Below are 14,249 nucleotides of genomic sequence, written 5' to 3' on the forward strand. Positions count from 1 at the left end.
GATAAAAAAAACCTTAACATTTTTAGAAAATATTAAGGCTTTTATTATTTATACAGTAGAGGGGGTTATTCCCACTCAATTGTCGCAGGTGGTTTACCTGAAATATCGTAAACAACACGAGAAATACCATCAATCTCGTTAATAATACGGTTAGAGACTACCCCTAAGAAATCATAAGGTAAATGTGACCAACGCGCGGTCATAAAATCAATAGTTTCCACACAACGTAGTGATACTACCCAGTCATATTTACGTGCATCACCCATAACGCCAACTGACTTCACCGGTAAAAACACCGTAAACGCTTGGCTTACTTTGGTGTATAAATCATGTTTGTGTAATTCTTCAATGAAAATAGCATCTGCACGGCGTAATAAGTCAGCATATTCTTTTTTCACTTCACCTAAAATACGTACACCTAATCCAGGTCCAGGGAACGGGTGACGATAAAGCATGTCGTAGGGTAAACCAAGCTCTAAGCCTATCTTACGTACTTCATCTTTAAAGAGTTCACGTAAAGGCTCCACTAGCCCTAATTTCATGTAATCAGGTAAGCCACCAACATTATGATGTGATTTAATTACATGTGCTTTACCCGTTGCAGAGGCCGCAGATTCAATAACATCTGGATAGATAGTGCCTTGTGCTAACCATTTAGCATTATCAAGCTTGTTCGATTCTTCTTCGAAAACATCAATAAAAACATTACCGATAATTTTACGCTTTGCTTCTGGCTCACTTTCACCCGCTAAACGGTTTAAAAATCGATCTTCTGCTTCAATTTTAATGATATTTAAACCGAAGTGGTCACCAAACATATCCATGACTTGCTGGCCTTCGTCTAAACGAAGTAAACCATTATCAACAAATACACAAGTCAATTTATCGCCAATAGCACGATGTAATAACATAGCAACTACTGATGAATCAACTCCGCCTGAAAGACCTAAGATAACTTCGTCGTCACCGACTTGAGCTTTCATTTTAGCGATAGCATCATCAATAATCGATGATGCAGTCCATAATTTTTCACACTGACAAATTTCAACAACAAAGTTTTCTAAAATTCGTAAACCTTGTTTAGTGTGAGTCACTTCAGGGTGAAACTGTACACCATAAAATTGCTTTTCTTCATTTGCCATTGCTGCATAAGCACAACTTGGCGTTTGTGCAACGCTAACAAAACCTTCAGGGATAGCAGACACTTTATCACCGTGGCTCATCCAAACGTCAAGCAAAGCATTACCATTACCGCCAATACTGTCTTCAACATTATTAAATAATGCAGATTTTGTAATAAGTTCAACTGCAGCATAACCAAATTCTTTATGCGTTGAACTTTGTACGCCACCGCCAAGTTGTTCAGCCATTGTTTGCATGCCGTAACAAATGCCTAATACCGGAACACCAGCGCTATAAACATATTCAGGTGCACGAGGTGAGTTTTCTGCAGTGACCGACTCAGGGCCGCCAGCTAGAATGATACCTGTTGGGTTAAACCCTTTTATTTGCTCTTCAGTTACATCCCAAGACCAAAGTTCACAATAAACGCCTATTTCACGAACGCGACGCGCAATGAGCTGGGTGTATTGAGAACCAAAATCTAAAATTAGTATTCGGTGATCATGAATGTCTTTACTCATGTTGTTTTCCTACTTTATTTAACTATTTATAAAATGAACAGGCTGAGTTGTTATCTCATTAAGATGTCAACTCAGCCTGTTTGAATTTTTTGTTTTCTTACATCAATAAAAACGTAAGAATAGTTGAGTTTGATGCTAGTTAATATTCTGGCAAAGAAGAGGCACGGAGTTGACGTTAGTCAATGAGTACCGCTGATGCAGTCATTATGTTAACTAGCAATAAAATCAGCTGTTCGATTAGCCCATACGATAGTTAGGTGCTTCTTTAGTGATTGCCACGTCATGTACATGTGACTCACCCATACCCGCAGAGGTTATTTTCATAAACTCTGGTTTCGTGCGCATTATCTCAATATCTTTAGAGCCCGTTAAGCCCATTGATGAACGTAATCCACCCATTTGTTGATGAATAATGGCTGAAACTGGGCCTTTATAAGCAACTCGACCTTCAATACCTTCAGGTACTAATTTGTCTGCCTCGCCATCTGTCTTTTGAAAGTATCTGTCGCTAGAACCATCTTTTTGAGCCATAGCACCTAACGAACCCATACCACGATAAGATTTGTAGTAGCGGCCTTGATAAAGCTCGACTTCACCAGGAGATTCTTCGGTACCCGCTAACATGCTACCAACCATAACGCAGTGTGCGCCAGCAACAAGTGCTTTAGCAATATCACCAGAGAAACGAATGCCACCATCAGCAATAACAGGAATACCTGTGCCTTTAAGCGCTTCTACTGCATTTGATATAGCGGTTAGTTGTGGTACACCAACACCCGTAACAATACGCGTAGTACAAATTGAACCTGGGCCAATGCCAACTTTTACCGCGTCGACGCCAACATCGGCTAAGGCTTTTGCGCCAGAGCCAGTTGCAACATTACCCGCAACAATTTGTAAGTCAGGGTATTTGTCACGAGTTTCTTTAACTCGGTCAAGAACACCTTGAGAGTGACCATGAGAAGTGTCAATTAATAGAACGTCAACTCCTGCGGCAACTAACGCGTCAATACGTTCATCAGTACCCGCACCAACACCTACCGCAGCACCAACACGTAAACGACCAAGGTGATCTTTACAGGCATTTGGCTTATTTTCAGCTTTTTGATAATCTTTAGCGGTAATTAAGCCAACTAATTTGAACGCATCATCAACCACTAAAATTTTCTCAATACGGTTACTGTGCATTAAGCCTAGAATTTCTTCACGAGCAGCACCTTCTTTCACCGTCACTAAGTTTTCTTTAGGTGTCATCAGTGCTGATACTGGCTTGGTTAAGTCAGTTTCAAAGCGTAAATCACGACCCGTAATAATACCGGTAAGATTGCTATTTTTATCAACAACAGGAAAACCAGAAAAACCTAGGTCATCAGCTTTATGCATAACTTCTTCAATCGTAAAATCAGCATTGACTGTCACGGGATCTGAAACAATACCACTTTCGTATTTTTTTACTTTTAATACGTTAGCCGCTTGTTCAGCAATGGTCATATTTTTGTGAATAAAACCTAAGCCGCCTTCTTGCGCCAGTGTAATAGCAAGAGGTGCTTCAGTAACTGTATCCATAGACGCAGAAACCATAGGTATATTCAAATTGATTTTACGGGTTAATTTAGTTTTTAAATCAGCCGTGTGTGGGAGTACATTTGAATGAGCAGGTACAAGTAATACGTCATCAAACGTTAGTGCTTCTTGGGCAATTCTTAGCATCGCAACATCTCTCTAAAAAGGTTGGTTAGGGAGTGAATATTGCGGCAGAATTTTAACCGCTTTGTTGTTTGAGAACAACTTAAATTTAACGATAAGCTAAAATAAATATCTCTAAGTAGTTTGTAGAAATATATAACACACACGTTGCTCTTGAATATGCGGGATTCAGCTCGAATGATAAACGGCTTTAGGCAAGCTATTGATTGAAGATAATAGTTATTCTATTTTTGAAATCAATAACGTAGAATAAAGTGTTTACAAAATAACCCTTCGGGGAAACCTGAGCAAATTCAAGTAGAGCGAGTATATCGATTAAAATCGCTTTCACATTATAAAAAGTAAGTGATTTATGGCTACGCAGCACATTTTACAAGTAAGTGAACTCACAAAAAAAGTAAAGTTCATGCTAGAAAGTGAACTTAATACCGTATGGTTATGTGGTGAAATATCAAATTTCATTGCGGCTAGCTCAGGTCATTGGTATTTATCACTCAAGGACAGTAAATCACAAGTGCGATGTGCGATGTTTAAAGGCAACAATCGACGAGTAAGGTTAACGGGAAGTTCAACACCACGCAATGGTCAACAAGTTTTAGTGCGTGCCAAGGTTTCTTTGTATGAGCCTCGAGGCGATTTTCAATTAATTATTGAAATGATGGAAGATGCCGGTGAAGGCATATTAAGGCAACAGTTTGAGCAGTTAAAAAGCAAGTTGAATGCACAAGGGTTATTCGGCCAACAATTCAAGCAAAAAATTCCTCGAAACATTACAACTGTTGGTGTCGTTACTTCACCAACAGGCGCAGCAGTAAAAGATATTATTTCTGTTCTGCAAAGGCGTAACCCCACTATTGCTGTCGTCATTTACCCCGCCCTTGTTCAGGGCAAGCACGCCAAAGGTGATATTGCTGATGCTATTGATATTGCCAATCAACGTGAAGAGTGCCAAGTATTAATTGTCGGTCGTGGTGGTGGATCTCTGGAAGATTTATGGCCCTTTAACGAAGAAGACGTAGTCAATGCTATTTTTCACAGTCGTATTCCTGTGATCAGCGCTGTGGGTCACGAAATAGACACAACATTAAGTGATCTCGTTGCTGATTTAAGAGCACCAACACCGTCGGCTGCTGCAGAGCTCGTTTCACAAGACAATAGTGAATTACAAACGCGATTACGTGAGTTGTCAAAGCGAGCTCAACATTTATTTACTCAAAAAGTTAAACAAGAAAATTTAACCTTACAGACTTTAATACATCGATTAACGCAAGTTCATCCCGAAAGGAAACTTCAACAGTACCAGCAAAAATCAGATGAGTTAAACATCCGCCTAGATAAAGTAATAAAGCATCAGTTTGAACGTTTTAGGCAAGCCCCCGAAAAACTAGCCAGGGATTTACAATATTGCGATCCAAGTAAAGTTATTATTCAACATCAAAAGACACTTAGCCACTTAGATGAAAAATTACAAAGAGATTTTCATCTTATTGTAAAAAACAAAACTGAACATTTTATCAGTGTCATTGAACAGCTTAATATTGTTAGCCCACTCGCAACGATTGCTCGTGGCTATAGTGTCAGTAGAAATAGTCGCCATCAAATTATAAGAACAAAAGATCAAGTGAGTGTCGGCGATGAAATATCAATTCAAGTGAACGACGGCAGTATTTTTACAAAAGTTATCAGCAATGTTTAATTTTCAGCAATAACGGCATGCTGAAGTAATTTTATTACTGAGGCTTTGCTTTTCTCTTCAAATTTTAGTCCAATACAAAGACCATTGGCTTGTGGTTTATAACTACACGTTTGGGCTAAAAACTTTAAGTTGCCAAGTCCTTGGAAGTCTTCAACGACTAATTCGACAGATTTATCTTTTTCCATCACTAAAGATTCACCATTATTAATCAATACTTGGCAGCCGTTCACTGAAATATCAATAATTGTCGCTTGCCAATATTCTTTGGCGATTTTTATCTTTGCAATAATGTCGGTATCAATGCGCATTGCTGACCGTAAACTTTGTAAGCTCACTGAACGAGGGAAATCAAGCACGATTAATCGAGAGGGAATTTGTAACGTTTGTTTCACATTACTCACAAAAGCCACTACAGCACCTTCATGTCCTTCAATTAAACCACGAACAGTAATTACCGTTCCTTGAGTAATATGTTGCGAAAAACTGCCTAATTTTTTAGGGTCTGGAAATTGTATCAACACATAATTTTTTGGTAAATAACCAATAAAGGTGCTGCGAAATTTTGCTTTTTGTCCTGCTGGTGTTGCTATATCGATCGTGATGGTAGAGCCTGATTGCAATAAACCGAGGTTTCGATTTAAGCGGTTAACCAACGCAATTTTTTGAGGGCGAGCAGCCATAATGTTAACATTTAAGAATAATTCTTTTAAATGTAGCACTTAGCAAAAAGCCAATCAAATGATTGGCTTCAGTAATACGCATTTAATTTTAGAAAGAATAAATAATTAGTCTTTTTTATAACCTTGAGTCGCTCTTGCCATTTTCTTTTGCTCGGTATAGGTCAACTTCTTCTTACCTGCAAATGGGTTACTGGTTTCTCTAAACTCAATTCTAATAGGCGTACCCATTATTTTTAATGATTTACGGTAGTAGTTCATTAAGTAGCGCTTATAAGAAATAGGCAACTTCTTCGCCAAGTTACCATGAATTACGATGATAGGCGGGTTATAACCACCGGCATGTGCGTATTTAAGCTTAACTCTACGTCCTTGATGCATTGGCGGTTGATGATCAAACGCAGCCATATCTAATATCTTGGTGACCATTGAAGTCGAAATACGTTTAGTTGCAGAAATAAAAGCTTCTTCAACAGACTCGTATAAATGACCTACGCCTGTACCGTGTAATGCTGAGATAAAATGGATACGCGCAAAATCGATAAAGCCTAAACGACGATCTAATTCAGTTTTAATACGATCTTTAACATGCTCTTCTAACCCATCCCATTTATTAACCGCTAGCACCAAAGAACGACCAGCTTCTAAGATAAAACCTAATAAACTTAAATCTTGATCAGAGATACCTTCACGAGCATCAATAATTAATAAACACACATTCGCATCTTCAATAGCACGCAAGGTTTTAATCACTGAATATTTTTCAACAACATCAGTGACGTTTTTGCGACGACGAATACCCGCCGTATCAATAAGCGTATATTCACGACCATTATGTTCCATAGGAATATAAACACTATCACGCGTGGTACCTGGCGCATCAAACACAACAACACGGTCTTCACCTAATATACGGTTAGTCAGTGTTGACTTGCCAACGTTAGGCTTACCAATAATGGCGAGTTTGATTTTATCATTTTCAAAAGGTGCTTCAGCGATTTTTTCTTCATCAGTTTTACCTGAGAATTCTTGTGCACCATCAAATTCATCATTTTCGCGGGCTTCACCCAATGCTTCTATGTGCGGTGTTAAGGCCAGCGTTAATAACTGGGTAACACCGCGGCCATGAGCCGCTGCGATTTTATGCACCGTATCACCCAGTGACAACTCATAAAATTCAGCAACAGCAGAGTCGGCATCTATACCGTCAACTTTATTCGCCACCAAAAATATTTTTTTATTTTGTTTACGAAGGTAGTCGGCAATACCTATATCCGCTGATGTTAAACCATCGCGCGCATCAACCATAAACAATACGGCATCAGCTTCTTCTATCGCCATCAGTGACTGTTCAGCCATCAATGCATCAATACCTTGCTCATTGCCATTGATACCACCGGTATCAATAACAATAAACGGATGATCTTCTACTTTCGCTTGACCATATTGGCGGTCACGCGTTAAACCCGGATAATCTGCTACAAGCGCATCACGGCTTCGGGTTAATCGGTTAAATAAGGTCGATTTGCCAACATTAGGACGTCCGACAAGTGCAACTACTGGAAGCATGTTTACCTCTATAAATTCATTTGTAGAGTAAACACCGCTCTGCAAAATGCAAAACTTTTACTCTATGTAATAACAAACAACGGCTCCAATGCATTTTGCAATGGAGCCGTTTAATTCTAGCCGATAAAAAAACTTATGGAATTTTTATCGCTTGTAAATCACCATTACGTGATTGTGCATAAATAATATTTTCATGAACAGTTGGCGTAATATTTAAACCACTGCTGTCTACTTCATGACGAGAAACAATATCTCCTGTTGCTTGGTCTATAAAGTGAAGATAACCTTCTAAATCACCAACAATAATATAGTTACCTAAAACAGCAGGTCCTGTAACACCACGATTTGTTAATGAAAGCTGACTCCATTTTTCAAAACCGTTTTGGCGATCAACCGCATAAACGTGACCTTTAACATCGGTTAAAAAGATAGTATTACCATCGATAGACAAGTCATGATATGACGAATATTGACGTTCCCAAAGCATACGGCCTGTACGTAAATCAACAGCGGTTAAGCGACCTTTTACAGAGATACTATAAACTTTGTCGCCAAAAATAAGCGGCGTAGAATCAACATCAATCACACGTTCTAATTGTGTAGAACCTAACGCTTCACCGACTTCTATAGTCCAGCCTTGCTGACCACTTTCAAGGATATAAACACTCAGCGTTCCATCTGCTGAGCCAACCATGACTCCGCCAGAAGAAATAGCAGGAGAACTTACACCACGTAAAGTTAAAGCAGGAACTTCTTGCTCAATTTGCCATTCGTCTTGACCATTCGATGCATTAAATGCCTTAATAACACCAGAAGCGGTATTTACTACCAATATCCCAGCATCAATGGCAGGAGCCGCAATAACTTCTCCCTTCACTTTACCTTGCCAGTCAAGTTTACCAGTATCAGAGTCTAGTGCGAATACTTCACCATTTTCACTACCAATAAATATTTTCTGAATACCCGTAATTGGGCCACCATTTAATAAAGCAGATTGGCGACTATCAAAGAATCCGCGGTCACCTTTTATATCACTTAAATCTGTTGACCAAATTTCGTTACCATTTTTAAGTTCAAGCGCAACAACGTCTCCCTCTCGACTGGCACTATAAAGCTTGCCATAAGCAACATTAGGTTTAATACGCGAAAAGTAATCGCTTACACCATTACCAACACTTGATTCCCAAAGCACATCAGCCTCAAATGTTTGATTAATTTCTGTTAATTCAGCAACTTTTGTCGCCTCATCTTCTTCATCAGTTGACGAGCAAGCACTTAGTCCTAAAGACAATAGCGCTATCGCTAACAACTTTTTATTAAAGCGTATTTTCTTAAGCATATTAATGATCAGCCTCTTTATTTAGCAATAGATGATAATTGGGCTAAATCATTTAATTTCATTTGTAACGCACTGTTGTTTGCTTGGCCTTCAACGTCAAGCGCTGCTTGATAAGCATTACGAGCAAGTTCTATTTTACCTTGTTTAAAGTATGCATCGCCTCTAGTTTCTTCAACAGTGCCTTTGAATGATTCAGGTAGCGTTACAGAGATTGTTGCTAAAGCTTCAGTGTACTGTTCAAGTTGTATTTGTACACGTGCTAACCGAACACTGGCAATAGCTTTAACACCTTGATTTGTAGCACTTTCAATAGCTGTAGTTAAGTGTTTAGCCACTTGAGTCCAATCTTTATGAGTAGCCGCTTCTTTTGCTAAAGCAAAAGCGGTTAATGAAGCGTAACTCGAGTCTTTATTTTCAGTAATAAATTTATTCGCACTTGTCGAAAAAAGCTTTTCCTTTTTACCGGCGCTTTCCATAACAGTTTGATAAGCATCAGAAGTTTCAACTTCGTTAGCTAACTGTGCTTCTTTATAATAATTAAAACCAATAAATCCAGCAAAACCTAATACTAAACCAGCAATAACGGCAGTACCATTTTCTTTCCAAAAACCTTTAATGGCTTCTACTTGTTGTTCTTCTGTTTGATAAACGTCCACTACTTCACCTTAAATTAAACTGTTTAATAAAGCTGGCACTTGTTCAAGCGACACCTTTTGCTGTTCATGTTGTCCACGCAAATACTTTATCGTTACGCTTTGCTCAGCAAGTTCATCTTCACCGATGATAATTGCCACTTGCGCACTCGATTTATCTGCCCGTTTCATTTGTTTTTTCATATTACCACCACCGCAGTGGTTTTGTATGCGAATATCTTTAACTTGATTGCGCCATTCTTCACTTAGTAGTGCGGCTTGAATATCAACACCTTCACCTAAACCAATAACATAAACATCAACTTGTGCGCGAATGTCATTGACTTTTTCCAAGCTCGTTAACATTAATACTAAGCGTTCTATACCTAAGGCAAAGCCAAATGCCGGCGTTGCTTTTCCACCCAACTGCTCGACTAGGCCGTCATAACGGCCGCCTGCACAAATAGTACCTTGTGCGCCTAAGCTGTCAGTTACCCATTCAAAGACGGTGCGATTGTAATAATCTAGACCACGAACTAAACGATCGTTAATCACATATTTTATACCTGCAGCATCTAAACGCTGACAAACACCCGCAAAGTGGGTTGTAGATTCTTCACCAAAATAATCACTTAGTTTTGGTGCGCCAATTAAAGCGGCTTGTACATCTTTGTTCTTACTATCTAAAACGCGTAATGGGTTGGTATGCATTCTACGTTTAGAGTCTTCATCAAGTTGATCTTCTTTTTCAGTCAAGAAAATCACTAAAGCGTCACGATAATTTGCACGTTCTTCATTTGAACCTAATGAGTTTAGCTCTAGTGTGACAAACTCATTGATGCCAAGTTCCCGCCAAAGACGAGAAGTTAACATAATAATTTCTGCATCTATGTCAGGTGTCGCAATGCCAAAGGCTTCTAAGCCAAATTGGTGAAACTGACGATAGCGACCTTTTTGTGGGCGTTCATGCCTAAACATCGGCCCCATGTACCATAAACGTTGTTCTTGGTTGTACAATAAGCCATGTTGATTACCGGCACGGACACAACAGGCAGTGCCTTCGGGTCGAAGCGTTAAACTGTCGCCGTTACGATCATCAAAAGTATACATTTCTTTTTCAACAATATCGGTAACTTCGCCAATAGAACGTTTGAAAAGCGTTGTAGATTCAACAATTGGCATACGTATTTCAGCAAAACCATAGCTACTAGCCACTCGACGTAAAACTGTTTCAACCATTTGCCAAATAGGAGTTTCAGTGGGTAAACAATCGTTCATTCCCCTGACGGCTTGTAATGTTTTACTCAAAGTAAGGTTCTCTCTTATCTACTGTAAAATAGGTAATTATAAAAAAAGGGAAAAATTAAATACAGCGCGCATTATAGGTAGTTTGAGACGAAACGTAAATAGTATTACGTTTCTCTCTTTTATGGTTTGCTCGACTATTCGATTTCTTTAACATCTATTTTATAAGCGGCGTCGAGGAGTCTCGCTTTTGCGCGAATTCGTTCTTCAAGTTGATCAACCAAGTTGTTATTATCAAAACGCTCTTTCTGTCGAATACCATCTAAGTAGTAACCACTTTTTCGACTACTACCGGTTAAGCCTAAATCAGAAATAATCGCTTCACCTGGGCCATTAACAATACAGCCGATAATTGACACATCCATCGGTGTTAAAATATCTTCAATACGTTCCTCTAAAGCGTTAACTGTTGCTATAACATCAAATTCTTGACGTGAACAGCTTGGACAAGCAATAAGGTTGATGCCTCGGCTACGCAATTTTAACGATTTTAGAATATCAAAACCGACTTTGATTTCTTCAATAGGGTCTGCCGCTAAAGAAATACGCAAGGTATCACCGATCCCTTCCGCTAATAATAAACCTAAACCTACTGACGACTTTACTGAACCCGAGCGTAAGCCACCCGCTTCAGTAATACCCAAGTGAAGTGGATTATCAATCTGTTTTGCTAATAATCGATACGACTCGACTGCAAGAAAGACATCAGAGGCTTTAACACTGACCTTGAACTGATTAAAATTAAGTCTATCTAGAATATCAACATGGCGCATGGCAGACTCAAAGAGGGCTTCAGGCGTTGGCTCAGTATATTTTTCTTGGATATCTTTTTCTAAAGAACCACCATTCACACCGATACGAATAGGTATATTCAAATCACGAGCACATTCAACCACACTGCGAACTCGGTCTTCACGGCCGATATTACCAGGATTAATACGTAAACAATCTGCGCCATATTCAGCAACTTTTAAGGCAATTCGATAATCAAAATGAATATCAGCAACCAACGGGACATTGACGAGTTTCTTAATTTCACGAAAGGCTTCTGCTGCATCCATGGTCGGTACACTCACACGGACGATATCAGCGCCCACCGCTTCTAATGCTTTAATTTGTGCAACAGTTGCGGCAACATCCGTGGTCAGGGTATTCGTCATTGACTGCACGGTAATCGGTGCATTACCACCTACAGGAACATTTCCCACCATAATTTGACGAGACTTACGGCGGATAATTGGGGATTCTTTAAACATAATAATTCACAATTTTTGTGGTTGATCACTTAAACGTGATTAACGTTATTTATACAAAATACCCATGACTAATTCGAAACAGGCAAAGTAAACTTAGCGATATTGCCCATGTTAAATTGGCTCATATCAATGACTTCATCAGCAAAATTTATTGCCACTAATTCAGGTTTACCTAAAGTAACATCAAAAGGTGCTTGTCCAGATATTGTCATGACGTAACCCAGTTTTTTAACACCCCAAGCAATGCGCTCGCCAGTTGCATCAGAAATATTTACCCAACAATCTCCTGAGAAAGTAAAAGTGACATTGGTTAAAGTCACGTCTGTCTCATCGGCTTCACTTACTAATGTAGTGTCAGCTCGAGTTTGCTCTGCAACTTTTATGCTTTCTGTGTCTGCTTCTAATGTTGATGTATCTATGATTTCTTGATTTAACACAATAGAAGGGGCTGCTGATGCTTCGCCAACATTATCATTATCGACGTCAACCTCGGCCACGAGTGACTCAGTGACTTGCGGCACAGCAAGACTATCCGGCTGTTCATTTTTTTCAGTGCCAGATTTTGTTATTTTTATTTCAACATCTTCTTGAAAGGTTTGGGGTTGACCTTGTTCGTTATTATTTTGCATCCACCATACGACAGTAGAGCCAATGAGAATGGCTAAAATAAAATAACTGATCCACATAATACGATTACTTTCTGCTAATTTTTCAGTACCTTTAGAAAAGCTTTGCAGTTTAGATGCCTCTGCTTTAGCAATATTTAATTGCTGATAACTAACGATGACATTTTCTTGGGATACATTGACTAACTTTGCATAGTTTCGTAAATAGCCCCGGTTAAAAGTTTCTGGCAAACGGGTATCAAATCGCTCACTCTCTATTTCATCAACTAAAGAGAGTCGAAAATTTAGTTTGTCTGCTACATCTTGCTGAGTTAATCCCGCCTTATTCCTAGCTTCGCTAAGAATTTGTCCTGGCCCCATGACGTCAACCTCTGCATAAGGCTCTTCTAGGACATTGTTATGCACTTCGTCTGACGCTGCATCTGTTTGTGACTTGTTAATGTTATTCGCCTTTTCAACATGGGTCATTGAGTTTTCTCTTGTTCGATACTTTTAGTCGCGTTGTGTGCTGGTGAAGTATTCATATGTTCAGGAGCAGATATATAAAGCTTTTGACCGAGTTTTAACGCATCGCTACGTGAAAAGTTATTCCAGTGTTCTAGTGTTTTCATATGAATATTGTACTGCGTTGATATACTAAATAAGCTTTCTCCCGGCCCTACCGTATGTATTATAGGATTAAGCTCTGTTTTTAAATCACTCACGGGATTTTTCATAGTAATAGTTTCGTCAACAAGATTTTTAGCGCCTATTATTATCTTATTTATTTTTTCAATACGCTTTTTTCGAGATTTATTGGGTGATAAAACAACAACACGTTTAGTTGAAGGTTTTACAGCTAAAACGAGTGTTGTAGTTTGGTAAGCCGTTGCTAAATCATCCGCTTCAATATGGGCAAGCGCATTCAAAATATATTGTTTAGCCTGGTAAGAGTTTGGAAACATTTTTACCAGCATGCTCGCGTAATTCTTAGCGATACGACGGTTACCTTGCTTTTCAAAAACTTTATAAGCTAAGGCAAGCGCTTGCGGACTAAAGCGACGTGTTTCTTTTTCATAGCGACTTAAATAATTTTGTGCTGTTTTATAATCTGCAAAAGCATACTGTAAACGCACCATTTGTAATAATGCTGACGCTCGATTAGGGCTATGCTGAATAGATTTTGTGAAGTATTGCTCTGCTTTAACAAATTCATTCGCTTTTAATTGACAGAGCGCTAGATTTTCGTAACTTTGCGATACCATCAAATAAGTAGGAATTTCTATCGCTTTTAACGTATATTTTTCAGAAGCTTGATACTTTTCGTGTCGGCAAAGAAAAACACCGTAGTTATTTAACGTGTCAGGGTTTTCTGGATCTATTGACAACGCTTTTTCATAAGCATTAGTCGCAAGCTCTGACTCACCGACGACATCATAATAGTGGGCAAAGGCCGTATAAACTTGTGACAAATTAGGAGAAAATCGCTTTGCTTTTTCTAAGTTTAATTTCGCTTGCGTCGTGTTGCCCATTTTTAAGTAACCAAGACCTAACGATATCCGAGTCATCGCCATTTCGTTATTACTAGAATCGCTTTCTACGACCGGTGTGGTGCTGTTATTCTCATAGCTTTGTGTTACACATCCAGAAAGGACTGTTAACAAAGCGATAACGCTCGTTACCAATAACCGCGGTATAAATTTAATCATATTGCAGAATGTCACTTATCTTAATGTAATAGTTACAGATTATACCTATACCCGCTCTACTTCAAGATGCTTGTTCAGGAACATGTATAACTTCGCGGTTAAGAATATCAA

Annotated in this window: 11 protein-coding genes; 1 reads left to right on the top strand and 10 read right to left on the bottom strand. The window is 38.9% G+C overall.

Annotation, left to right across the window (positions count from 1 at the left end; translation table 11 throughout):
* Window positions 1–65 precede the first annotated feature (65 nt).
* Together guaA and guaB are read right to left on the bottom strand one after the other, a co-directional pair.
* Window positions 66–1,643 (bottom strand): glutamine-hydrolyzing GMP synthase, encoded by a 1,578-nt coding sequence (guaA, locus tag H4J52_RS11760; RefSeq protein ID WP_182177134.1) that lies wholly within the window; start codon window positions 1,641–1,643, stop codon window positions 66–68.
* 237 nt (window positions 1,644–1,880) lie between these two features.
* On the bottom strand, window positions 1,881–3,353 hold the full coding sequence (gene guaB / locus H4J52_RS11765) for an IMP dehydrogenase (protein ID WP_182177135.1): 1,473 nt from the start codon (window positions 3,351–3,353) through the stop codon (window positions 1,881–1,883).
* 349 nt (window positions 3,354–3,702) lie between these two features.
* On the opposite strand from guaB, the gene xseA reads away from it, so the two are divergent.
* On the top strand, window positions 3,703–5,046 hold the full coding sequence (gene xseA, locus H4J52_RS11770) for an exodeoxyribonuclease VII large subunit (protein ID WP_182177136.1): 1,344 nt from the start codon (window positions 3,703–3,705) through the stop codon (window positions 5,044–5,046).
* On the opposite strand, the gene H4J52_RS11775 is transcribed toward xseA, so the two are convergent.
* The 8 genes from H4J52_RS11775 to pilW all read right to left on the bottom strand — a co-directional run bounded on the left by H4J52_RS11775 (window position 5,043) and on the right by pilW (window position 14,138).
* Entirely contained in the window at window positions 5,043–5,726 is a 684-nt protein-coding gene (locus H4J52_RS11775) for a PilZ domain-containing protein (protein WP_182177137.1), read from the bottom strand. The genes xseA and H4J52_RS11775 overlap by 4 nt on opposite strands.
* A 105-nt stretch (window positions 5,727–5,831) precedes the next feature.
* Window positions 5,832–7,292, bottom strand: a complete 1,461-nt coding sequence (gene der, locus H4J52_RS11780; protein WP_182177138.1) for a ribosome biogenesis GTPase Der — start codon at window positions 7,290–7,292, stop codon at window positions 5,832–5,834.
* Between the two features lie 133 nt (window positions 7,293–7,425).
* Complete coding sequence (bamB, locus tag H4J52_RS11785) at window positions 7,426–8,631, bottom strand: outer membrane protein assembly factor BamB (protein ID WP_182177139.1); 1,206 nt, start codon at window positions 8,629–8,631, stop codon at window positions 7,426–7,428.
* Between the two features lie 17 nt (window positions 8,632–8,648).
* Entirely contained in the window at window positions 8,649–9,287 is a 639-nt protein-coding gene (locus H4J52_RS11790) for a tetratricopeptide repeat protein (RefSeq protein ID WP_182177140.1), read from the bottom strand.
* A gap of 9 nt (window positions 9,288–9,296) precedes the next feature.
* Window positions 9,297–10,571 (bottom strand): histidine--tRNA ligase, encoded by a 1,275-nt coding sequence (hisS, locus tag H4J52_RS11795; RefSeq protein ID WP_182177141.1) that lies wholly within the window; start codon window positions 10,569–10,571, stop codon window positions 9,297–9,299.
* A 134-nt stretch (window positions 10,572–10,705) separates the two neighbouring features.
* Complete coding sequence (gene ispG / locus H4J52_RS11800) at window positions 10,706–11,824, bottom strand: flavodoxin-dependent (E)-4-hydroxy-3-methylbut-2-enyl-diphosphate synthase (protein WP_182177142.1); 1,119 nt, start codon at window positions 11,822–11,824, stop codon at window positions 10,706–10,708.
* A 68-nt stretch (window positions 11,825–11,892) separates the two neighbouring features.
* Entirely contained in the window at window positions 11,893–12,918 is a 1,026-nt protein-coding gene (locus H4J52_RS11805) for a RodZ domain-containing protein (RefSeq protein WP_182223624.1), read from the bottom strand.
* On the bottom strand, window positions 12,915–14,138 hold the full coding sequence (pilW, locus tag H4J52_RS11810) for a type IV pilus biogenesis/stability protein PilW (protein ID WP_182177144.1): 1,224 nt from the start codon (window positions 14,136–14,138) through the stop codon (window positions 12,915–12,917). The genes H4J52_RS11805 and pilW overlap by 4 nt, the downstream gene beginning before the upstream one ends.
* Window positions 14,139–14,249 lie beyond the last annotated feature (111 nt).

This window comes from Colwellia sp. MB02u-14, from assembly GCF_014076915.1.
Lineage (GTDB): Bacteria > Pseudomonadota > Gammaproteobacteria > Enterobacterales > Alteromonadaceae > Colwellia_A.

Bases quoted from the DNA above. Each gene is read 5' to 3' on its own strand.
- xseA (WP_182177136.1), top strand. From the start codon at position 3,703: ATGGCTACGCAGCACATTTTACAAGTAAGTGAACTCACAAAAAAAGTA.
- ispG (WP_182177142.1), bottom strand. From the start codon at position 11,824: ATGTTTAAAGAATCCCCAATTATCCGCCGTAAGTCTCGTCAAATTATG.
- H4J52_RS11805 (WP_182223624.1), bottom strand. From the start codon at position 12,918: ATGACCCATGTTGAAAAGGCGAATAACATTAACAAGTCACAAACAGAT.
- der (WP_182177138.1), bottom strand. From the start codon at position 7,292: ATGCTTCCAGTAGTTGCACTTGTCGGACGTCCTAATGTTGGCAAATCG.
- bamB (WP_182177139.1), bottom strand. From the start codon at position 8,631: ATGCTTAAGAAAATACGCTTTAATAAAAAGTTGTTAGCGATAGCGCTA.
- pilW (WP_182177144.1), bottom strand. From the start codon at position 14,138: ATGATTAAATTTATACCGCGGTTATTGGTAACGAGCGTTATCGCTTTG.
- H4J52_RS11775 (WP_182177137.1), bottom strand. From the start codon at position 5,726: ATGGCTGCTCGCCCTCAAAAAATTGCGTTGGTTAACCGCTTAAATCGA.
- guaB (WP_182177135.1), bottom strand. From the start codon at position 3,353: ATGCTAAGAATTGCCCAAGAAGCACTAACGTTTGATGACGTATTACTT.
- guaA (WP_182177134.1), bottom strand. From the start codon at position 1,643: ATGAGTAAAGACATTCATGATCACCGAATACTAATTTTAGATTTTGGT.